Origin of the sequence: Microbacterium luteum (genome assembly GCF_015277875.1) — a bacterium.
GTDB lineage: Bacteria > Actinomycetota > Actinomycetes > Actinomycetales > Microbacteriaceae > Microbacterium > Microbacterium luteum.
In genome coordinates this window covers 805,207-823,470 of sequence record NZ_CP063814.1, presented here as the reverse complement: position 1 = coordinate 823,470, position 18,264 = coordinate 805,207, and the positions used below count along the sequence as shown (strand labels likewise).

General features: G+C 69.3%; 20 protein-coding genes and 1 tRNA gene. 7 read left to right on the top strand and 14 right to left on the bottom strand.

Annotated elements, in window-relative coordinates; all coding sequences use genetic code 11:
• Positions 1-39: 39 nt before the first annotated feature.
• On the bottom strand, positions 40-1,395 hold the full coding sequence (locus IM777_RS04020) for an ABC transporter substrate-binding protein (protein ID WP_194384743.1): 1,356 nt from the start codon (positions 1,393-1,395) through the stop codon (positions 40-42).
• A 228-nt stretch (positions 1,396-1,623) separates the two neighbouring features.
• Here IM777_RS04020 and IM777_RS04015 point away from each other — a divergent pair, with 228 nt between their 5' ends.
• Positions 1,624-2,652 carry a LacI family DNA-binding transcriptional regulator gene (locus IM777_RS04015; RefSeq protein WP_194384742.1) on the top strand — a complete coding sequence of 343 codons (1,029 nt, stop codon included), beginning with the start codon at positions 1,624-1,626 and terminating at the stop codon, positions 2,650-2,652.
• Between the two features lie 119 nt (positions 2,653-2,771).
• Here IM777_RS04015 and rplL read toward each other — a convergent pair whose 3' ends face one another.
• The 3 genes from rplL to IM777_RS04000 all read right to left on the bottom strand — a co-directional run bounded on the left by rplL (position 2,772) and on the right by IM777_RS04000 (position 5,071).
• Entirely contained in the window at positions 2,772-3,167 is a 396-nt protein-coding gene (gene rplL, locus IM777_RS04010) for a 50S ribosomal protein L7/L12 (protein WP_071044369.1), read from the bottom strand.
• A 41-nt stretch (positions 3,168-3,208) separates the two neighbouring features.
• Positions 3,209-3,724, bottom strand: coding sequence for a 50S ribosomal protein L10 (gene rplJ / locus IM777_RS04005; RefSeq protein ID WP_071044368.1), 516 nt, complete (start codon positions 3,722-3,724; stop codon positions 3,209-3,211).
• Between the two features lie 372 nt (positions 3,725-4,096).
• Positions 4,097-5,071: a type IV toxin-antitoxin system AbiEi family antitoxin domain-containing protein gene (locus IM777_RS04000; protein ID WP_194384741.1), complete on the bottom strand. Its 975-nt coding sequence runs from the start codon at positions 5,069-5,071 to the stop codon at positions 4,097-4,099.
• Between the two features lie 272 nt (positions 5,072-5,343).
• On the opposite strand from IM777_RS04000, the gene IM777_RS03995 reads away from it, so the two are divergent.
• Positions 5,344-6,003 carry a YqaJ viral recombinase family protein gene (locus tag IM777_RS03995; protein WP_194384740.1) on the top strand — a complete coding sequence of 220 codons (660 nt, stop codon included), beginning with the start codon at positions 5,344-5,346 and terminating at the stop codon, positions 6,001-6,003.
• On the opposite strand, the gene IM777_RS03990 is transcribed toward IM777_RS03995, so the two are convergent.
• Positions 6,000-6,527 (bottom strand): 2'-5' RNA ligase family protein, encoded by a 528-nt coding sequence (locus IM777_RS03990; protein WP_194384739.1) that lies wholly within the window; start codon positions 6,525-6,527, stop codon positions 6,000-6,002. The genes IM777_RS03995 and IM777_RS03990 overlap by 4 nt on opposite strands.
• 148 nt (positions 6,528-6,675) lie before the next feature.
• Between IM777_RS03990 and IM777_RS03985 the strand changes: the two genes are divergently transcribed.
• From IM777_RS03985 to IM777_RS03975, 3 genes are all read left to right on the top strand, one after another.
• Complete coding sequence (locus IM777_RS03985; RefSeq protein ID WP_194384738.1) at positions 6,676-8,376, top strand: MDR family MFS transporter; 1,701 nt, start codon at positions 6,676-6,678, stop codon at positions 8,374-8,376.
• Between the two features lie 11 nt (positions 8,377-8,387).
• Positions 8,388-8,882 (top strand): MarR family winged helix-turn-helix transcriptional regulator, encoded by a 495-nt coding sequence (locus IM777_RS03980; protein ID WP_194384737.1) that lies wholly within the window; start codon positions 8,388-8,390, stop codon positions 8,880-8,882.
• A gap of 103 nt (positions 8,883-8,985) precedes the next feature.
• Complete coding sequence (locus tag IM777_RS03975) at positions 8,986-10,011, top strand: NADP-dependent oxidoreductase (RefSeq protein WP_194384736.1); 1,026 nt, start codon at positions 8,986-8,988, stop codon at positions 10,009-10,011.
• A gap of 6 nt (positions 10,012-10,017) precedes the next feature.
• Here the strand turns inward: IM777_RS03975 and IM777_RS03970 are convergent, their stop codons facing one another.
• Positions 10,018-10,914, bottom strand: coding sequence for a LysR family transcriptional regulator ArgP (locus tag IM777_RS03970; protein ID WP_194384735.1), 897 nt, complete (start codon positions 10,912-10,914; stop codon positions 10,018-10,020).
• A 68-nt stretch (positions 10,915-10,982) separates the two neighbouring features.
• Between IM777_RS03970 and IM777_RS03965 the strand changes: the two genes are divergently transcribed.
• Together IM777_RS03965 and IM777_RS03960 are read left to right on the top strand one after the other, a co-directional pair.
• The gene (locus IM777_RS03965) at positions 10,983-11,627 is read left to right on the top strand and encodes a LysE/ArgO family amino acid transporter (protein WP_228480947.1); all 645 of its coding nucleotides are present in this window, start codon (positions 10,983-10,985) and stop codon (positions 11,625-11,627) included.
• A 60-nt stretch (positions 11,628-11,687) separates the two neighbouring features.
• Entirely contained in the window at positions 11,688-11,963 is a 276-nt protein-coding gene (locus tag IM777_RS03960) for an acylphosphatase (protein WP_194384734.1), read from the top strand.
• 19 nt (positions 11,964-11,982) lie between these two features.
• Here IM777_RS03960 and IM777_RS03955 read toward each other — a convergent pair whose 3' ends face one another.
• The 8 genes from IM777_RS03955 to IM777_RS03920 form a co-directional block, all read right to left on the bottom strand.
• The gene (locus tag IM777_RS03955) at positions 11,983-13,401 is read right to left on the bottom strand and encodes an amidase (RefSeq protein WP_194384733.1); all 1,419 of its coding nucleotides are present in this window, start codon (positions 13,399-13,401) and stop codon (positions 11,983-11,985) included.
• A gap of 70 nt (positions 13,402-13,471) precedes the next feature.
• Positions 13,472-14,161, bottom strand: coding sequence for a 50S ribosomal protein L1 (rplA, locus tag IM777_RS03950; protein ID WP_071043778.1), 690 nt, complete (start codon positions 14,159-14,161; stop codon positions 13,472-13,474).
• A 14-nt stretch (positions 14,162-14,175) separates the two neighbouring features.
• On the bottom strand, positions 14,176-14,607 hold the full coding sequence (gene rplK, locus IM777_RS03945; RefSeq protein WP_071043779.1) for a 50S ribosomal protein L11: 432 nt from the start codon (positions 14,605-14,607) through the stop codon (positions 14,176-14,178).
• Positions 14,608-14,712: 105 nt separating this feature from the next.
• Positions 14,713-15,780: a transcription termination/antitermination protein NusG gene (gene nusG / locus IM777_RS03940; protein ID WP_071043780.1), complete on the bottom strand. Its 1,068-nt coding sequence runs from the start codon at positions 15,778-15,780 to the stop codon at positions 14,713-14,715.
• Between the two features lie 63 nt (positions 15,781-15,843).
• On the bottom strand, positions 15,844-16,113 hold the full coding sequence (gene secE, locus IM777_RS03935; protein WP_194384732.1) for a preprotein translocase subunit SecE: 270 nt from the start codon (positions 16,111-16,113) through the stop codon (positions 15,844-15,846).
• Between the two features lie 45 nt (positions 16,114-16,158).
• Positions 16,159-16,231: transfer RNA gene (locus IM777_RS03930), tRNA-Trp, on the bottom strand.
• Positions 16,232-16,408: 177 nt separating this feature from the next.
• A complete protein-coding gene (locus IM777_RS03925; RefSeq protein ID WP_194384731.1) occupies positions 16,409-16,846 on the bottom strand; it encodes a pyridoxamine 5'-phosphate oxidase family protein in 438 nt (145 codons plus the stop codon).
• Between the two features lie 48 nt (positions 16,847-16,894).
• Positions 16,895-18,256 carry an NAD-dependent succinate-semialdehyde dehydrogenase gene (locus tag IM777_RS03920; protein ID WP_194384730.1) on the bottom strand — a complete coding sequence of 454 codons (1,362 nt, stop codon included), beginning with the start codon at positions 18,254-18,256 and terminating at the stop codon, positions 16,895-16,897.
• Positions 18,257-18,264: the final 8 nt, after the last annotated feature.

Below are 18,264 nucleotides of genomic sequence, written 5' to 3'. Positions count from 1 at the left end.
AGGCGGCGCCGTTACCGCCTCGGCCCAGGAGCGAACCGATCAGCTGGCGGGCCAGCTTGCCTCGATCTCGTCGACGACCGTCTCGGTGTCATCGCCGGAGACCCAGGCGACGATGCCCTTCCAGAAGGAGTCGGCCCCGACCGCGCCGGGCATGAGGTCCGAACCGTCGAAGCGGAACGTCGTCTCCGGGTCCTGGAGGATCTCGATCGACTGCACGAGCAGCTCGCTCGACGCGTTCTCCGGGTCAACGCCCGTGTTGGCGCTGATCACGCCGCCGAGGCTGACCCGGTTGTTCGCCCACGTGTCGCTGGAGAGGTAGGCGCGGACCGCCTCGACCTCTTCGGCGTCGGTGAAGGCGACCGGGAACTCGCCGCCGCCGGTGACCGACAGCGGGTCGCCGGCGTTCGCGGGCGGGGTGAGGAATCCGAAGATGTCGCCGTTGGACGCGACCGTCACCTCATCGCCGCCCTCGGGGTTCCAGAAGGTCTCGTAGAACGAGGCCTGGTGGTGCAGCGAGCACTCGCCGTCGAGAATCGGCAGTCCCGCCGTCTGGAACGCCTCGGTCACGAGCGTCGACACGTCGCCGATGCCGCCGTTGACCATGTCCTCGTTCTTCAGGTATCCGCCGACGGCGTCGAAGGCCTCCACGACCTGCGGGTCGTTGAAGGGGATCTCGTGGGTCACCCACTGGTCGTAGACGTCGGCGCCGTGCAGACGCAGCATCCAGTCCTCGATCCAGTCGGTGCCCGGCCACCCGGTGGCGTCGCCGGACTCCAGGCCCACGCACCACGGCTTGCGGTCGCCGTCGGCCGCGATCTGCTCCGACAGCGCCTCGAGCTCGTCGAGCGTCGCGGGGATCTCCCAGCCGTTCTCCTCGAACTCGCTGGGCGAGTACCAGATGTACCCCTTGATGCTCGCCATGAGCGGCGCTGCGTAGAAGGTGTCGTCGTAGGTTCCGTAGGTCTTCCAGTCCTCCGACCAGAATTCGTCGACGTGGGCTTCGACCGCCTCCGAAGCGGGGATGAGCCATCCGCCCTCGGCGAGACGGGCGAGCAGTCCGGGCTGCGGCACGATGCCGATGTCGGGTGCATTGCCGCCCTCGGCGAGCACGGCGATCTGCGCCTCGAACTCGCTCGAGCCCTGATAGTCGATCTGGATGCCGGTGCAGGCCGAGAAGTCGCTCCACGACTCCACGAGGCGATCGGCTTCGAGATCGAGGATGGTGCCGCCGATGGTCACCTCCGCGCCGTCGAACGTGCCGTACTCCTCGTAGTCGGTGCAATCGACATCGGATGCGTCGGGCTGCATGTCGCCGGTACACGCCGACAGGGCCAGCGCGGCGACTCCCAGTCCGGCTGCCGCGGCGAAGACGCGCGAACGCGACTGAGTCCTCATGGTGCCTCCTCATTGAGTAGCAGGTCGGCATGACATCGCCGACCCAAGGTGCTCGGGAACCGTTCCCACGCTCACGCTAAGGGATCGCTCCCGCGCGCACAATCCGGTTCGGGTCACAACTGAATAACCATGGACGCACGGGCTGGAATCGGCGTGGGAGCGCGTGCCACGATGTCTCGCAACCGGTTCCACTTTCCGGACGAAGACGACCGGCATCCGAGGAGCACAATGGGTGGCATCGCCGAGGTGGCGCGCGTGGCCGGCGTGTCGAAGTCGACCGCGAGCCGAGCTCTCACGGGGAACGGCTACGTCTCCCCCGCCACGCGCGAGCGGGTGGCGCGGGTGGCCGAAGACCTCGGGTACGTCGCATCCTCATCCGCGTCGAGTCTCGCCACCGGACGCACCCGGAACATCGGCGTCGTGATGCCCTACCTGAACCGGTGGTTCTTCGCCGAGGTGCTCGAGGGCGTTCAGGAGGTGCTGCTGGCGGAGGGGTTCGATCTCACGCTGTACGACGCGAAGCCCGGCACCGAGGGCAGGCGTCGCGTCTTCGACGACTTCCTCGCCCGAAAGCGGTTCGACGGCCTCATCGCGGTCGCCCTGGAACCCGACGACCATGAGCTCGAACGCCTCGTGGGAATCGGGCGGCCGGTCGTCAGCGTGGTCGGCGACAGCGACCAGACGAGCGTCGTCGGGCTGGATGACGTTCACGCGGCCCGTCGCGCCACCGCGCACCTGGTCGACCTCGGCCACGAGCGCATCACGTTCCTGGGCGGGATCTCCGACCACGAGGGCCCTCACGTCGACCGCGAGCGTCTGAGCGGATACACGTCGCGCATGCGCGACGCGGGACTGCGTCCGGACCACGCCCCATCCGAGGTGTCGCTCCCGGGCGGCTACGACGTGGCCGTCGACCTGCTGAGCGATCCCGATCGACGTCCCACGGCCATCGTCGCCGCGTGCGACGAGGTCGCCATCGGGGCGATCATCGCCGCGCGACGACTCGGCATCGCCGTTCCGTCCGCACTGAGCGTCGTCGGCATCGACAACCACGAATACTCGGAGATGTTCGGCCTCACCACGCTCGAGCAGTCCCCCCGCAGCCAGGGAGCGGCCGCCGCCCGACTGCTCCTCGACCATCTCAGGTCCCCCGGGACGGATCGCACCCAGATGCGCCTGCACGCGCGCCTCATCGTGCGCGGCTCGACGTCACCGCCGCCGGGCACTCCGTCGGTGGCGGTCGGCGTCATCCCCTGACCCGCGCCACCGGAGCGCACCGGAGACGCACCGGAGACGCACCGGAGTACCGCCGGAGACGACAGAACCCCGGATGCCGAAGCATCCGGGGTTCTGTTCTGTCAGGCGCTGAAGCGTGATTACTTCAGGGTGACGGTGGCGCCGGCGCCCTCGAGGGCCTCCTTGGCCTTCTCGGCGGCTTCCTTGTTCGCGCCCTCGAGCACGGGCTTGGGAGCACCGTCGACGAGACCCTTGGCGTCGCCGAGGCCGAGCGAGGTGAGCTCGCGCACGACCTTGATGACCTGGATCTTCTTGTCGCCGGCAGCCTCGAGGATGACGTCGAACTCGGTCTTCTCCTCCTCGGCGGCGGCTTCGCCACCGGCACCACCGGCGGCGGGGGCGGCACCGGCGACGGCGACGGGCGCCGCGGCGGTGACGTCGAAGGTCTCCTCGAACGCCTTGACGAACTCGCTGAGCTCGATGAGCGTGAGCTCCTTGAACTGGTCGAGCAGCTCTTCAGTGCTGAGCTTTGCCATGATGATTCTCCTTGCTTGGGTATCTGTCGCCGCAGGCCGGATCAGGCCGCGGACTCCTGCTTCTCGCGCAGCGCGTCGACCGTGCGCACGGCCTTCGACGGGAGCGCGTTGAAGACGAATGCCGCCTTGGTCATCGAGGCCTTCATCGCACCGGCGAGCTTCGCCAGCAGGACTTCACGGCTCTCGAGGTCGGCGAGCTTGTTGACCTCGTCCGCGGTGAGAGGGTTACCGTCGAAGTAACCGCCCTTGACCACGAGATGAGGGTGTGCCTTGGCGAAGGCGCGCAGGCCCTTCGCGACGGTGACCGGGTCACCGTGCACGAACGCCACGGCCGACGGACCCTTGAGGTCGTCGTCCAGCGACGAGATCCCCGCGTTGTTCGCGGCGATCTTGGTCAGCGTGTTCTTCACCACGGCGTATTCCGCGTCCTGACGGATGCTGTTGCGGAGCTCCTTGAGCTCGGCAACCGTCAGACCGCGGTACTCGGTGAGCAGTACGGCGGTCGAGTCCTCGAAGTTCTTCGTGAGCTCGGCGACCGATGCTTCCTTCTGCGCCATGGCCACTCCTTGTGTGTACGAGACGCCCGACGGTGGTGGGGCGTCGGCCTGGGACATCCGGTCGCTCGGGCAAAGAAAAAAGCCCCGGCGCAAGCGCACGGAGCTCGATTTCCCGTCAGTCCGGGATCTCTGTCGTACACCTGCGCAGGCCCCTGTTCTTCACAGAGCTTCGATCGTCTCGTTCGCACGACACGATGACCGGCGGTCTTCGGCTCCGGTTACTCTACCCCACCCGCCCTTCTCCCCCAAATCCCCGCCCCGCCCCTCCTCCGCACCATCGCCGAGCCACCCCTTTGATGCCCAGCCACCCCTTTCGTGGCGCAGGCAATGGGCTGGTTCGGCACGAAAGGGGTGGCTCGACCGAGGCGACGGTCACGAAGGACGGATGCCGAAACGGGCGAGACGTGCACCGAGCGCCGCCGGGGTGGCCGCATGCTCGTCGCCCCAGCGGGCAAGTCTCCACTGGGTCGTTCCTCGGATCCAGTCTTCGCGCGCCTTCTCGTCGAGCAGCACCTGTTCGACGCTGCGCCCCGAGCGCCGCGCCTCATCCACGTACTTGTCCTTTCCGTCGCACTCTCCGAACGTCCTCAGGCCTCTCAGCCCGATGTCGACGAAGTACGAACCTCCGCCCGGAGCCGGTACGGGCACCTGCAGCTCCGCCCGTTCGAACCCCAGTCGATGCAGCTGGAGCCGACTCACGCTCTCCAGCGGCAGCTGGGCCCGACCATCTGCCAGCTCGACGATGCGCCGCGCCTGGCGGATACCTCGCGGGCCCGATCTCTCCGTACGGTGGAGCAGCCGCGATGTGAAGTCGGCAGCGGCGCGATCGTCAAACCGTCGCGGATCGCCGCCGATTCGCCCAAGAGCAGCGTCGGCGACCGAGATCGACGCCTCGGCCGACACCGCACGAATCACGTCGTAGGTCGTCCGCTCGAGATTCGTGCAGAAGAGGCCACCGACGATGTCGACCTCCGTCTCCGCGAGGCTGCCCTCGTGGCGCATCACGTCATCCGCGCTGTGACGGGCGGACGCCGCCGCGAGGACGTGCGCGCGACGAGGAGCAAGCCGATAGAGCGGCAACCCGTGGAGAACCGCGGCAGAGACGCCACAGAAAACCACCGTCGCACCCCGCGACGCACGCTCGACGGCGAGGACGAGCGCACGATGCCGGGACTCCGGCCACAATGAGGCCCAGACCGCGCCGTCGATGTACGTGCCCCGGCGGATGCGGTGGAGGACCCCGGCGTCGACGGCGTCGGCGATCGAGCGGTCGCTCATCCCTTCGTCGATAAGCGCCGGCCGTGATCGCAGCAGACCGAGGAGTTCGTCGAGACTCGCGTGACGCATACTCGCACGGTCCCGCAGGTCGCTCGCCGGAGCCGCTGCCGAATCCATCTTGTGGACGAAGCCGAGTCACGCCGAGGTGGGGAGGAGCACTGCACACGCATCGAGCCATCCCTTTCGCGCCGAACGGGCCCCTTCTCCGCAACGGAAAGGGGGTGGTTCGGCAACAAAGGGGTGGTTCGAGTCGAGGGACGAGGGGGACGGGTGGGGAAGCGGGGCGGGGGATGCGGGGGTGTCGCGGGAGGGGTGGGGGATGCGGTGGGTAGCCTGGGGGGATGACTCCGGAGCTCGCCGCACGCATCGTGGCGGACTCCCGGGATCGCGTTTCCTGGGTGCGCGCCCGCTCGCGCGGCATCACCGCCACCGACGTCGCGACCCTCACCTCCGAGCGCGCCATCGCACGGGCAGCCGACGCGAAGCTGCTCGGATCCGGCTTCTCGGGAAACGCCTTCACAGCACACGGCCGCGCGCGCGAGCCGGAGATCGCGGCATGGGTGGCGGCGACCCATGGCATCCAGCCCTCGAGCGCGCTGTTCCACGCCGTCGTCGAGAAGCGACACCTCGCCACGCCCGACGGCATCGGGGTGGACACGAGCGGACACGTCGTGCTCGCGGAGATCAAGACGACGAACAAGGCCTGGCGCTCGATCCCCCGCTCCTACCTCCGGCAGGTGTGGTGGCAGCAGCACGTGCTCGGCGCCGAGCGCACCCTCGTCGCGTGGGAGCAGCACGACGACTTCGTCCCGATCCACGACGAGCCCCGGTGCCAGTGGGTGGATCGCGACGAGGTCGAGATCGGCAAGCTCGTCAGCCTCGCGACCGCGCTGATCGACGAGCTCTACCACCGCACGCAGCTCGGCAGGTCGCTGCATGCGCGCACGGCGCCGCCCCGGCGCGATCGACAGCCCTACCGCGCGCTCGCGCTGGCCGACTAGGCCGCGCCGACGGCGAACACGCGCTTCGCCTCGGCATCCCACACCCGCATCCGCACCGCACGCACACGGGATGGCGCGTCGCCGACGAGGTCGAGCGCTTCGGCGAGACGGTCCACCGGCATTCGTCGAGCGAGCGTCACATGAGGGGTCCAGGCGTCGGGGACCGTGTGCGGGATGACGCGCTCGGCGCCGCCGAGCCGCGCGACGACCTCCCGCTGCAGCGCGAACAGGTCGGCCGCGACGATCACGGGGCAGGCAAGCACCCTGCGCGGCCCGTCTCCGAACAGGATGATGCCGGACAGCGCGAGCTCGAGCGGAAGCCGACCCGCGAGACCCGACAGCAGCCGCGCATCCTCGGCGCCGGCGCGGTCGGTCCCCTCCAGGACGGCGAGCGTGACGTGCGGCGCGTTCGTCGCTCCGGCATGGCGACCGGCGCTCGGCAGCCCTCGCTCGATCAGCGCGTCCCATGCGCGCCGCACCCCGGCGTCGCTCTCCTCGTCGAAGACGAGCTCCACGCTCCTCATCCCGCCATCATCTCGCGCCGTCACCGCAACGCCGAGCAGGCCCCACCGTTTTGGTTGACGCAGATCAACCATCTGCGTATAGTTGACGCAGATCAACCTTTGCGCGTCACCGTCGCCGCCGCGTTCCGCTCTTCGTCACGAGGTCCTCATGTCGCAACCCCTCTCCGAATCCGCCACCACGCCGCGCGACCGTCGCCGAGTACTCCAGGCCCTCATCGGCCTGCTGCTCGGGATGTTCGTGTCGATGCTCGCCTCGACGGTCGTCTCCACCTCGCTGCCGGTCATCATCCACGACCTCGGCGGGGATCAGGCCGCCTACACCTGGGTGGTGACGGCCACCCTGCTCACGACCGCGATCTCGACCCCCATCTGGGGCAAGCTCGCCGATCTGTTCGACCGCAAGATGCTCATCCAGATCGCCATCGCGATCTTCGTGCTCTCCACCGCGGCCGCCGGGTTCTCGCAGGACACCACCATGCTCATCGCGTGCCGCGCGGTGCAGGGCATCGGCGCCGGTGGGCTCGCCGCGCTCAGCCAGGTGATCATGGCCGACATCATCAGCCCGCGCGAGCGCGGCCGCTACATGGGCCTGTTCGGCGCCGTGATGGCCGTCGCCACCGTCGGCGGGCCGCTCCTCGGCGGCGTCGTCACCGACACGCTGAACTGGCGCTGGAACTTCTTCATCGCCCTCCCCTTCGCCGTGGCCGCACTCATCATCCAGCAGCGCACGCTGCACCTTCCCACCCGCCCCAAGAAGCGGGTGCGCATCGACTACGTCGGCATCGTGCTCCTGAGCACCGCCGTCTCGCTGCTGCTCATCTGGGTCACCAACGCCGGCACGTCCTATGACTGGTGGAGCACGGAGACGATCCTCATGGTCGGCGGAGCCGTCGTCGCGGGCGTGCTCTTCGTCGTCGTCGAACTCCGCTCGACCGAACCCCTCGTGCCCCTGACGCTGTTCCGCAACCGCACCTTCACCCTCGCCGTGGTCGCCTCGATCGCGACGGGAATCGCGATGTTCGGCACGTCGGTGTTCCTCAGCCAGTACATGCAGATGGCTCGAGGCGCCACGCCCACCGAGGCCGGTGTCATGACGATCCCGATGATCGCGGGCCTGCTGCTCGCATCCGTCGTCGTCGGAGCGCTCATCACGCGGCACGGGCACTGGAAGCCGTACCTCATCGCCGGGGCCGTGCTCCTGATCGCCGGTTCGTACACCCTGTCGACCATCCACTACGACACGAACTTCGCCCTCGTGTCGCTGTACATGTTCCTGCTGGGCGCGGGCGTCGGCACGACGATGCAGAACCTGGTCCTCATCGTGCAGAACACCGCACGCCCCACGGAGATGGGCGTGGCCAGTTCCGGCGTGACGTTCTTCCGGTCGCTCGGCGGCACGGTGGGCGTCTCGGTGATGGGAGCCACGCTCGCGAGTTCGGCATCGAACCTCGTCGCCGAGCGCCAGAACGACATCGGTGCGGCCCTCGCGGCACTCGGGGCCGACGGTGCGCAGATCGCCGCCCAGCTGCAGTCGGGAACGATCCCGCAGGTCGCGACGCTGCCGGAGAGCCTGCGGGTGATCTTCGAAGACGTGTACGCGACCTCGATCGCGCACGCGTTCCTCATCGCCGTGCCCGTCGCGGTGGTGAGCCTCATCGCGATCGCCTTCCTGCCGAACGTGCCGCTCACGCGCATGACCACGAGCGAGCGGATCGAGGCGACCGAGGCCGACCTCGCCACCGTCTCGGTGAGCGAGGGGATGGATGCGCTGGCCGCCACCGGCACGATCACCACGCCGTCCGCGCCGGCGGAGCCGCGCGACACCGACGCCGGCCGCGAGCGCCGCTAGGGTCGACAGCGATGAGCGGATCGGAACCGGGACCCGGGGCGGCGGCGCACGACGTCGCGACCAGCGACGCCCACGTCGCCGCCACGCGCGCTCTCGAGGCGGAGTTCGGGCAGCTGATCGCGCAATTCCGCGTTCTGCTCGCCGAACAGGCCGCGCGTGTGAGCCCCGGCATGCTCCCGGGCGCCTACAAGACCTTCACGACGATCACCCGCATGGCCCCGGTCTCCAGCTCCGCGCTGGGCGAGGCGCTCTTAGCCGACAAGGCCCAGGTCAGCAGGACGGTGCGCGACCTCGAACGACGGGGCCTCATCCACCGCTCGCCCGATCCGGAGGACGGCAGGGTGAGCCTGCTCGCCCCGACCGAGGAGGGGTTACGCCGGCTCGAGACCGCTCGCGACCCGCAGCGCAATTCGCTCATGCGCCGCATGTCGACCTGGGACGTCGATGACATCCACACCCTCACCCGCCTCCTCCGCGCCCTGCGCGAGGACGCCGACACTCCTTAGCGGCACGGTGACCGCGTCGTAACACGGTCGAGACAATCTCGCGGTTGACTGTTCCCACAGGCAACACGAGTGCCGATGTCGGCACGCAGGGAGGGGGCGACCGATGAAGTTCCGGCCGCTGCGACCGATATCCGTGGCGCGCGAGATCGCGCTGCCGGATCCGCCCGAGACGATGCGAGCCGTCGTCTTCGACGAGACGGGAGATCCGGATGTGCTCCACACGGCCACTCTCCCCGTACCGGCTCCCGTCATCAGCGAACTGCTCGTGCGGGTGGTCGCCGCCGGCGTGAACCCCATCGACGCGAAGACGCGCGCGGGACGCGGCGTATCGGGCGCGATCACCGCCCTGCCGAGCACGCTCGGCTTCGACTTCAGCGGCGTCGTGATGAACGCGCCGTATGAGGCGCATCCCTTCCCGCCGGGAACCGAGGTGTACGGGATGGTGCCCTTCCCCCGATCGGGGGGCACCTACGCCGAGTACGCGGTGGTGCCGACGCTGTCGGTGGCCCGCAAGCCCAGCACGCTCTCGCACGTGGAGGCGGCCGGCGTGCCGCTCGCGGCCCTCACCGCGTGGGGCCTGGTCGTCGAGACCGCGCATGCCCACGAGGGTCAACGGGTGCTGATCCACGCCGGCAGCGGCGGGGTGGGTCACTTCGCGGTGCAGTTCGCGGCGTATTTCGGCGCGCACGTGACCGCCACCGCCTCGGGCCCCAACGCCACGTGGCTGCGCGAGCTCGGGGCCTCGGTGGTGATCGACTACTCCTCCACCCGCTTCGACGAGGTCGTCGGCGACATGGATGTCGTCATCGACCTCGTGGGCAACGCCGATGGCAGCACCGGCACCCGGTCGCTGTCGGTGCTGCGGCCCGGCGGCCTGTACATCATGGTGCCCACCGGCTCCTGGCCCGGCTACGCGGAGGCCGCCGCCGAGGCGGGCGTCCGCGCGACCTCGTACAAGGTGCTGCCTGACGGCAACGCCCTGGCGACGATCGCACGCCTCCTCGAGTCGGGTGCGATCCAGGTGTACATCGACCGCGTCTACAGCCTCGACGAGGCCGCCACCGCCCATCGCGAACTGGAGCGCGGCCACACCCGCGGAAAGAGCGTGCTGCGCATCGGCGACGACTGACGCTCGTCACGCACGGCGCAGCGCGTGCGTCGCCTCCGCCGAGACCTCGTCGGCGATCCGGTCGAGCACGTGCGAGCGCAGGTTCCACTGCTGCCAGTGCAACGGCACATCCAGCGGCGGACCGTCGAGCACGACGAGCCGGCCCGCGCGCACCAGGGGAAGCGCCTGCGCCTCCGGCAGCATGCCCCAGCCGAGTCCGAGCGCGATGGCCGTGGCGAAGTCGGCCGAGGCGGGCACGAGATGGGTCGGCACGGCCGCCGGGTCGACCCCGGCCGCGCGCAGCCATCGGTTCTGCAACTCGTCCCGTCGGTCGTAGTTCACCACCGGCGCGGCCGTGAAGCCGGCCTTGCCGGCCTTCCCCTCCCCCAACCAGGCGTCGGCGAACCCCGGCGCGGCGACGGGAAGATACCGCAGCGCGCCGAGCGGATGCGCACGGCACCCGGCCACCGCGACGGCAGACGAGGTGACGGCCGCCATGACGCTGCCGCGCTCGAGGAGGGTCGCGGTGTGGTCCTGATCGTCTCGGTGCAGGTCGAACACGACGGGGAGCTGATCCGCCACGCGTGCGAGGGGCGCGAGGAACCACGTCGACAGCGAGTCCGCATTGACCGCGATCGGCACACTCACGCGGGTATCGGCCGCCGCCACGCCGAGCTCGACGGCCGCCTCGTGCTGCACCAGGGACAGCTGCCGGGCGAGACGCACGACCACCCCGCCGGCGTCCGTTACGCGCGGCGGCTTCGCCCGCACGAGCAGCACCCGTCCGACCAGCTCCTCGAGGGCCTTGACCCGCTGGCTCACCGCCGAGGGCGTGACGCGCAGACGCCTCGCTGCGGCATCCATGCTGCCTTCGTCGACGATCGCCGCCAGCGTCTCGGCTCCCTCGAGAGGAATCTGCACCATAAGCTCCGCTCATGTTTGGTAAGAATCATTCGCTGTACTTCCTGTCACGCCGAGCATAGCGTCGAGTCGTGATCGACTCCTTCCTCGCTGGGATCGCCCTCGGGCTGTCGCTCATCATCGCCATCGGCGCGCAGAACCTGTTCGTGCTGCGCCAGGGGCTGAAGCGTCAGCACGTGCTTCTGGTCGCGACGATCTGCACGCTGTCGGATGCGGTGCTCATCGCCGTGGGGGTGTCGGGCATCGGAGCGCTCCTGAATGCTCTCCCGGGTCTCATCGGCGTGGTCCGGTGGGTGGGAGCGGCTTTTCTCGTCGGCTACGGGCTGCTCGCCCTGCGGCGGGCGTTCCGCCCCGCCTCGGACGGACTCGCGGCCGTCGGCACGGCATCCACCCCGACCCCCGGAGCGAGTACCACGGCCACCGCGACCCGCACGCGGACCATCGTCCTCACGGTGCTCGCGCTCACCTGGCTCAACCCGCACGTCTACCTCGACACCGTCTTCCTCCTCGGGTCCATCGCCACCACGCACGGCGACCAGCGCTGGGTCTTCGCCGCCGGCGCCATGCTCGGCAGCGCGATCTGGTTCTCCGCACTCGCCTTCGGAGCGAGGCTCCTCAGTCGCTGGCTGGCACGCCCGCGCGTTTGGCGCGTGCTCGACACGGCGTTCGCGGTCATCATGATCGCGCTGGGGATCAGCCTCGTGCTGCCCCACTGACTCCGCCGCATCCCGTCTCCGACCCTGGCGCGGCGCGCGTGCTCAGGGCAGGATGAGCGGATGAAGCGTGTGCACGTCATCGTCAGCGGCGACGTACAGGGGGTGGGATACCGCTACACCGCGCGCGGCGTCGCCGAGCGGATCGGCGTCGCCGGGTGGATCCGCAACCGCCCCGACGGAACGGTCGAGGCCGAGATCGAGGGCAGCGAGGAACAGGTCACCTCGATGCTGGCCTGGATGGATCAGGGGCCGCCGGGCTCCCACGTACGCGAACGGGTCGTGTCGGATGCGCCACTCGAGGGCGCCGGGGGATTCCAGGTGCGACGGACCGGGTGAGGCCCTCTATCGCTCCCCGTCAACGTGGTGTGACGGGCGTCTGCACGCCGCACGCCGCTTCGATGTCGCGAGCCGCCGCGAACGCGACATGGTCTGCGCCGGCACCCGAGATCGCCTGCACGCCGGTCGGCAACCCATCGGCGGCCCGTCCCGTCGGCACCGCGATCGCCGGGAGCGCGAGGTAATTGACGGCGACGCTCAAGCGGTACCGCCGCCACCAAGATCCCGCGGTCTCGGCGTCGGCGAGGTCGGCGTCCGCGAGCGGCGGCCGGGTCTCGGAGACGGCGCCGATGAGCACGGGATGCTCGCGCACGAAATCCTGCCAGGCGGCGGCGACCACCGCGCGCCGCGCCCAGACGGCGGCGTATTCCTCGACCGTGTCCAGGTGGGTCTGCGCGCCTCCCGCGAGTTCCAGGAATCGCCCCGCACCGCGCCCGAGGGGCGGATCCCACCGGCTCGGCTCATAGGCGTTCTGCATCTCGGTCGTCGAGAGCAGACGCCACCCGGTCACCGCTTCGTCGAGACGCGGCGGATGCACCTCGACGAGTTCCCAGCCGGCTCGTCCCAGCGACTCCGCCGCCGCATCCAGGGCCGCCGCGTTCTCGTCGCTCTCGCCGTCGCCGAACGGGTCGCGGATGATCGCCGCGCGGCGCGGTCCGTCGTATCCCCGCGGGTGCGGCCGCGTGACCGCGAACGGATCACGCCCGTCGGCGCCGTGTACGATCCCGAACACCAGGTCGGTGTCGCCGACGTGCCGCGTGAGGATCCCGGCGGTGGAGAACTGTTGGATGGACAGCGGCACCGGTTCGGTCCGGTGCGCTGTCGAGGAGGCGAGCCGACCGCCGGTCGGGCGGAAGCCCGTGACCCCGACGGCGTTCGCCGGCACGCGCAGCGAACCGCCGTAGTCGTTGCCGAGGCCCACGGCGACCATGCCCGTGGCCACCGCCACCGCGTCTCCCCCGCTCGACCCGCCGGGTGAGTGCGCGGCGGACCACGGGTTGCGGGTGCGGCCGAACAGGTCGTTCTCCGTCTCCCAGCGCATGCCGAAGTCGGGCATGTTCCCGCGACCGAGCGGGATGGCGCCGGCCGCGAGCATCCGCGCCACGACGGTCGCGTCGTCCGCCGGCACGGCCGCGCGAGCCCCGCGCCATCCGTGCGTGGTCGCCGACCAGGTGAGGTCGATGTTCTCCTTCACCGAGAACGGCACGCCCGCGAGCGGCCCCGGGTCCTCCCCGCGAGCGAGGCGCGCGTCGATACGACGAGCTCGATCGCGCGCGCGGTCGTCGAACACCGTGGTCAGAGCTCCGACCAGCGGGTTCTCCTCGTGGATGCGCGCCAGGTGCGCCGCCACGATCTCGCTCGCGGAGACCACGCTCGCGCGCACCGCGTCCGCGATCTCGGCGGCGGATGCACGCCACAGCTCGGGGGGCGGGGTCATGTCGTCATTCTCCCAGAACGACGGAACGGGCCCCTCCGGAAGGAGGGACCCGTTCTGGTCAGCCGGTGGCTCAGATGGCGTTGACGTCCAGCGGGATGCCGGGGCCGAACGTGGTCGACACGGCGCCCTTCTGGATGTAGCGGCCCTTCGAGCTCGACGGCTTCAGGCGCACGATCTCCTCGAGGGCGACCTTGATGTTCTCGTCGAGCTGGTCGGCCGAGAACGAGGCCTTGCCGACGATGAAGTGCACGTTGGCGTGCTTGTCGACGCGGAACTCGATCTTTCCGCCCTTGATCTCCTCGACGGCCTTGGCCGGGTTCGGCGTCACCGTGCCGGTCTTGGGGTTCGGCATGAGGCCGCGGGGTCCGAGGACCTTTCCGAGACGACCGACCTGGCCCATCAGCTCCGGGGTGGCGACGGCCGCGTCGAAATCGGTCCAACCGCCGGCGACCTTCTCGATGAGCTCGGTGCTGCCGACCTCGTCGGCGCCCGCGGCGATCGCGGCCTCGGCGGCCGGACCGTTCGCGAAGACGATGACGCGCGCGGTCTTACCGGTGCCGTGGGGCAGGATGACGGTGCCGCGCACCATCTGGTCGGCCTTGCGGGGGTCGACGGCGAGCTTGAGCGCGACCTCGACGGTCGAGTCGAACTTCGCCGAGCCGGTCTCCTTCGCCAGGGCGACGGCCTCGGCAGGCGTGTAGAACTTGCCGTCCTCGATCTTCGAGGCTGCGGCTGCGTAGGACTTGGACTTGGTAGCCATTCTCGTTACTCCCCTCAGTCCTCAACCGTGATGCCCATGGAACGGGCGGTGCCGGCGATGATCTTCGAGGCGGCCTCGATGTCGTTCGCGTTGAGGTCGGGCTGCTTGGCCTGGGCGATCTCGCGCACCTGGTCCTTGGTGATCTTGCCCACCTTGACGGTGTGGGGCGTGGCCGAGGCCTTCTGCACGCCGGCGGCCTTCTTGATCAGCTCGGCGGCCGGAGGGGTCTTGAGGACGAACGTGAAGCTGCGGTCCTCGTAGACGGTGATCTCCACCGGGATGACGTTGCCGCGCTGCGACTCGGTCGCGGCGTTGTACGCCTTGCAGAACTCCATGATGTTGACGCCATGCTGACCGAGCGCGGGGCCGATCGGCGGCGCCGGGTTGGCGGCACCGGCGTTGATCTGGAGCTTGATCAGGCCGGTCACCTTCTTCTTCGGTGCCATTTCCTTTTCCTTTCATCGAACCGGATGCGGCTTGCGCATCCTGCTCTCCCGCAGACCCGACGGTTCCGGGCAGCGGTATCCCGCGGACGGGAAGTCTTGTGGGTGTCAGACCATCTTCGTGACCTGGTCGAACGACAGCTCGACCGGGGTCTCGCGCTCGAAGAGCGAGACGAGCACGGTGAGCTTGCCGCTCTCGGGCTTGATCTCGCTGATCGAACCGGGGAGACCCGCGAACGAGCCCTCCTTGATCGTGATGGTCTCGCCGACCTCGAAGTCGACCTCGGCCTGAACGGTACGCGCCTGCGTCGGCGACCCCTTCGCGGCGGAGCCCTTCGCGGGCGTGGTCTCCTTGACCTCGACGAGCGACTTCAGCATGTTGAAGGCCTCTTCGAAGCGCAGCGGCGTCGGGTTGTGGGCGTTGCCGACGAAGCCGGTGACGCCCGGCGTGTGGCGCACGACCGACCAGGTGTCCTCGTTGAGCTCCATGCGCACGAGCACGTAGCCGGGGATCCGGACGCGCGTGACCATCTTGCGCTGCCCGTTCTTGATCTCGACGACGTCCTCCATGGGGACCTCGATCTGGTAGATGTCCTCTTCGACCTCGAGCGTCGACTTGCGCTGCTCGATGTTGGCCTTCACCTTGCGCTCGAAGCCGGCGTAGGAGTGGATGACGTACCACTTGCCCTCGAGCGAGCGGAGCTCGGCGCGGAAGGCCTCGTAGGGGTCCTCCTCGACCTCGTCGACGATCGCCTCGGCGGCGGCGACATCGGCCACCAGCTCGGGGTCGACGGCGGGCTCGTCCTCGTCACCGTTCACGTCGGGACCGTCGTAGGGGGCGACCTCGTCGGCGGCCTCGGCCTCGCGCTCGGTCTCCTCCTCGGCGAGCGAGTCGGTGAGCACCTCGGCGGCGGCCTCGGCCTCGTCGGTGCGGTCGATGTTCAGAGCGTCGTTCACGATGGCGTCTGCTTCCGGGTCGGTGGTGTCCACATCGTCCAGCGAGGTGTCGGTGTCGTCGTCGGCTGACTCGTCGACGACGTGGATGGCGACGTGCTCCGCCGACGTGCTGGCCTGCTCCTCGCGCGCGAGCTCGTTGCCCTCCTGGGCCTCGTCGTCCTCGGAGGACTGCTCCGCGGCGGTCGCCCAGTCGGCGTCGTCGACATATCTTTCAGACAATTGCTTCTCTTCCGTGTCGGTGGGCGCACCAGGCGCACACCACCCGCTGTTCGACCGGTGGGATCAGGCGCCGTCGGGAACGCCGAAGACGACCTGCGTCGTCCAGGCGAAGAGCACGTCGAGACCGTAGACGATCGCCATCATGACGACGACGAAGCCCAGCACGACCGCCGTGTACTTCACCAGCTCCTTGCGCGTCGGCGTGACGACCTTGCGCAGTTCGGCGAAGACCTGACGGATGAACAGGGCGATGCGCGCGAAGACGTTCGGCTTCTTCTCGCGCGGCCCGTCGCTCGACGCGACGATCTCGCCCTTCGGTTCGTCCTGGACCATCAACCCACCTGTTGTATCTTCCGTGTGTCAGCTTGCGCTGACGCGCAGGGCGGACAGGAATCGAACCTGCAACCTGCGGTTTTGGAGACCGCTGCTCTGCCAATTGAGCTACCGCCCTAGAGACTCTCGCGAGCCCCGAGGTTCCACACTCCTCGCCCGCTTCCGATCGAGAGGATGCGACCCGCACGGCGGGCACGGCGAAAGAATGCAGAAAAGTCCTGCTCTCCCCAGTGTACGGCATGCCCACACGACCGGCGAACCCGGCCTCACCCGCGCGGATGGCGCCGCACCCGCCTCAGCCCGGCTGCACGGCGTCGCGATCGGGCTCTTCCCCGCGCGCGAACGCGCGGCCGGTGAGCTCCGCGGGAACGACGCGCACGTAGTTGTACTTCACCGTCGGTATCCACGGCTTGAGCGGGAGCCGATCCGCCGCCTCGACCTCGTCGAGCGCATCCAGCCGACGGGCGTGACCGCGCACGACCACGCTCCACGCACGGTCGTCGGTCCAGTGGTCGACTTCGAAGAGCACGTGGTCGTTGACCGTGAGCTCCAGCAGCTTGCTGCCCTCAGCGGTGCGGAACACCAGCGAGCGTCCGTCCAGGACGTAGTTGACGGGGAAGATGTCGAGGACGTCGCCGACATGGGTGACCAGACGACCCAGCTGGTGGGATGTCAGATGCTCCCAGCACTCGTGCTCGTCGAGGATCGTGACCGCGTCGCCGAACTCGTTCATGACCCCATCCTGCCCCCGGCGCACGGCGCGCGCCAGGGGGCCAGCGCGTCAGGCGATGCGGATGAGCTTCTTGTTCACGAACTCGTCTGCCGCCAGCAGACCGAGCTCGCGCGACGTGCCCGAACGCTTGATGCCGCCGAACGGGAGCTCCGGCGAATCGGCGAGCACCAGGTTGACGTAGACCATGCCGGCGTCGATGCGATCGGCCACCCGTTCGGCCTGCTCCGCGTCGGTGGTGAACACGTACGAGCCCAGACCGAAAGCCGTGTCGTTGGCGATCCGCACGGCGTCGTCCTCATCGGCCGCACGATAGACGACGCCCGCTGGGCCGAACAGCTCCTCGCCATAGACGTCCATGTCGCTGGTCACGTCGGTGAGCACCGTGGGCGCGATGTAGGCGCCCTCCCGCGTGCCGCCCGTCGTGAGCGTCGCACCCTGCGCCACGGCGCGGTCGATCTGCTCCTGCAGACGATCCGCCGCCGCCGACGACGACAGTGGGCCGAGCACCGTGTCCGCCGCGAACGGGTCTCCCATCACGGTCGCCGCCATCGCCGCGGTGAACTTCGCCACGAACGCGTCGTAGAGCTCGTCCACGACGATGAACCGCTTCGCCCCGTTGCACGCCTGACCGTTGTTGTCGATGCGCGCGTCGACGGCGGCGCTGACGGTCGCATCGAGGTCGTCGGTGGAGAGCAGGATGAAGGGGTCGGATCCGCCGAGCTCGAGAGCGACCTTCTTGAGGTGACGGCCCGCGACCTCGGCGACCGCCGACCCGGCCCGCTCGGAACCCGTCACCGACACGCCCTGCACGCGGGGGTCGCCGATGACGACCGCTGCCTGCTCGTTCGTGGCGTAGAGGTTCACGTAGGCGCCGTCCGGAAGTCCGGCGTCGATGTAGATGGCCTCGAGCGCGGCCGACGATTCCGGGCACTGCGGAGCGTGCTTGAGAAGGATGGTGTTGCCCACCGCGAGATTCGGGGCGGCGAACCTCGCCACCTGGTATGCCGGGAAATTCCACGGCATGATGCCCAGCAGAACACCGATCGGCGCCCGGCGGATCACCGCCGTCCCCTCACCGAGGATGTCGATCGGGGTGTCGCCGGTGATCTGGTCGATGTGGTCGGCGTAGTACTCGATGATGTCGGCGGCGAAGTCCACCTCCCCCTCGGCTGCAGCCAGCGGCTTGCCCATCTCGCGCACGATGATCGCGGCGAGCTCGTCGCGGCGCTCCCGGTGGAGCTCCGCGATGCGCCGGATCACCGCAGCGCGCTCCGAGGGCGGGGTGACGCGCCACGACCGGGCGGCCGCGTGGGCGCGGCCCACCGCTGCGTCGAGGTCGGCGTCGCCGATGGTCGGATACGTGGCGAGGGTCTCCCCGGTGGCGGGGTTGACCACGGCGTAGTCGCTCATGTGATTCC

Bases quoted from the DNA above. Each gene is read 5' to 3' on its own strand.
- IM777_RS04020 (WP_194384743.1), bottom strand. From the start codon at position 1,395: ATGAGGACTCAGTCGCGTTCGCGCGTCTTCGCCGCGGCAGCCGGACTG.
- IM777_RS04015 (WP_194384742.1), top strand. From the start codon at position 1,624: ATGGGTGGCATCGCCGAGGTGGCGCGCGTGGCCGGCGTGTCGAAGTCG.
- rplL (WP_071044369.1), bottom strand. From the start codon at position 3,167: ATGGCAAAGCTCAGCACTGAAGAGCTGCTCGACCAGTTCAAGGAGCTC.
- rplJ (WP_071044368.1), bottom strand. From the start codon at position 3,724: ATGGCGCAGAAGGAAGCATCGGTCGCCGAGCTCACGAAGAACTTCGAG.
- IM777_RS04000 (WP_194384741.1), bottom strand. From the start codon at position 5,071: ATGCGTCACGCGAGTCTCGACGAACTCCTCGGTCTGCTGCGATCACGG.
- IM777_RS03995 (WP_194384740.1), top strand. From the start codon at position 5,344: ATGACTCCGGAGCTCGCCGCACGCATCGTGGCGGACTCCCGGGATCGC.
- IM777_RS03990 (WP_194384739.1), bottom strand. From the start codon at position 6,527: ATGAGGAGCGTGGAGCTCGTCTTCGACGAGGAGAGCGACGCCGGGGTG.
- IM777_RS03985 (WP_194384738.1), top strand. From the start codon at position 6,676: ATGTCGCAACCCCTCTCCGAATCCGCCACCACGCCGCGCGACCGTCGC.
- IM777_RS03980 (WP_194384737.1), top strand. From the start codon at position 8,388: ATGAGCGGATCGGAACCGGGACCCGGGGCGGCGGCGCACGACGTCGCG.
- IM777_RS03975 (WP_194384736.1), top strand. From the start codon at position 8,986: ATGAAGTTCCGGCCGCTGCGACCGATATCCGTGGCGCGCGAGATCGCG.
- IM777_RS03970 (WP_194384735.1), bottom strand. From the start codon at position 10,914: ATGGTGCAGATTCCTCTCGAGGGAGCCGAGACGCTGGCGGCGATCGTC.
- IM777_RS03960 (WP_194384734.1), top strand. From the start codon at position 11,688: ATGAAGCGTGTGCACGTCATCGTCAGCGGCGACGTACAGGGGGTGGGA.
- IM777_RS03955 (WP_194384733.1), bottom strand. From the start codon at position 13,401: ATGACCCCGCCCCCCGAGCTGTGGCGTGCATCCGCCGCCGAGATCGCG.
- rplA (WP_071043778.1), bottom strand. From the start codon at position 14,161: ATGGCTACCAAGTCCAAGTCCTACGCAGCCGCAGCCTCGAAGATCGAG.
- rplK (WP_071043779.1), bottom strand. From the start codon at position 14,607: ATGGCACCGAAGAAGAAGGTGACCGGCCTGATCAAGCTCCAGATCAAC.
- secE (WP_194384732.1), bottom strand. From the start codon at position 16,113: ATGGTCCAGGACGAACCGAAGGGCGAGATCGTCGCGTCGAGCGACGGG.
- IM777_RS03925 (WP_194384731.1), bottom strand. From the start codon at position 16,846: ATGAACGAGTTCGGCGACGCGGTCACGATCCTCGACGAGCACGAGTGC.
- IM777_RS03920 (WP_194384730.1), bottom strand. From the start codon at position 18,256: ATGAGCGACTACGCCGTGGTCAACCCCGCCACCGGGGAGACCCTCGCC.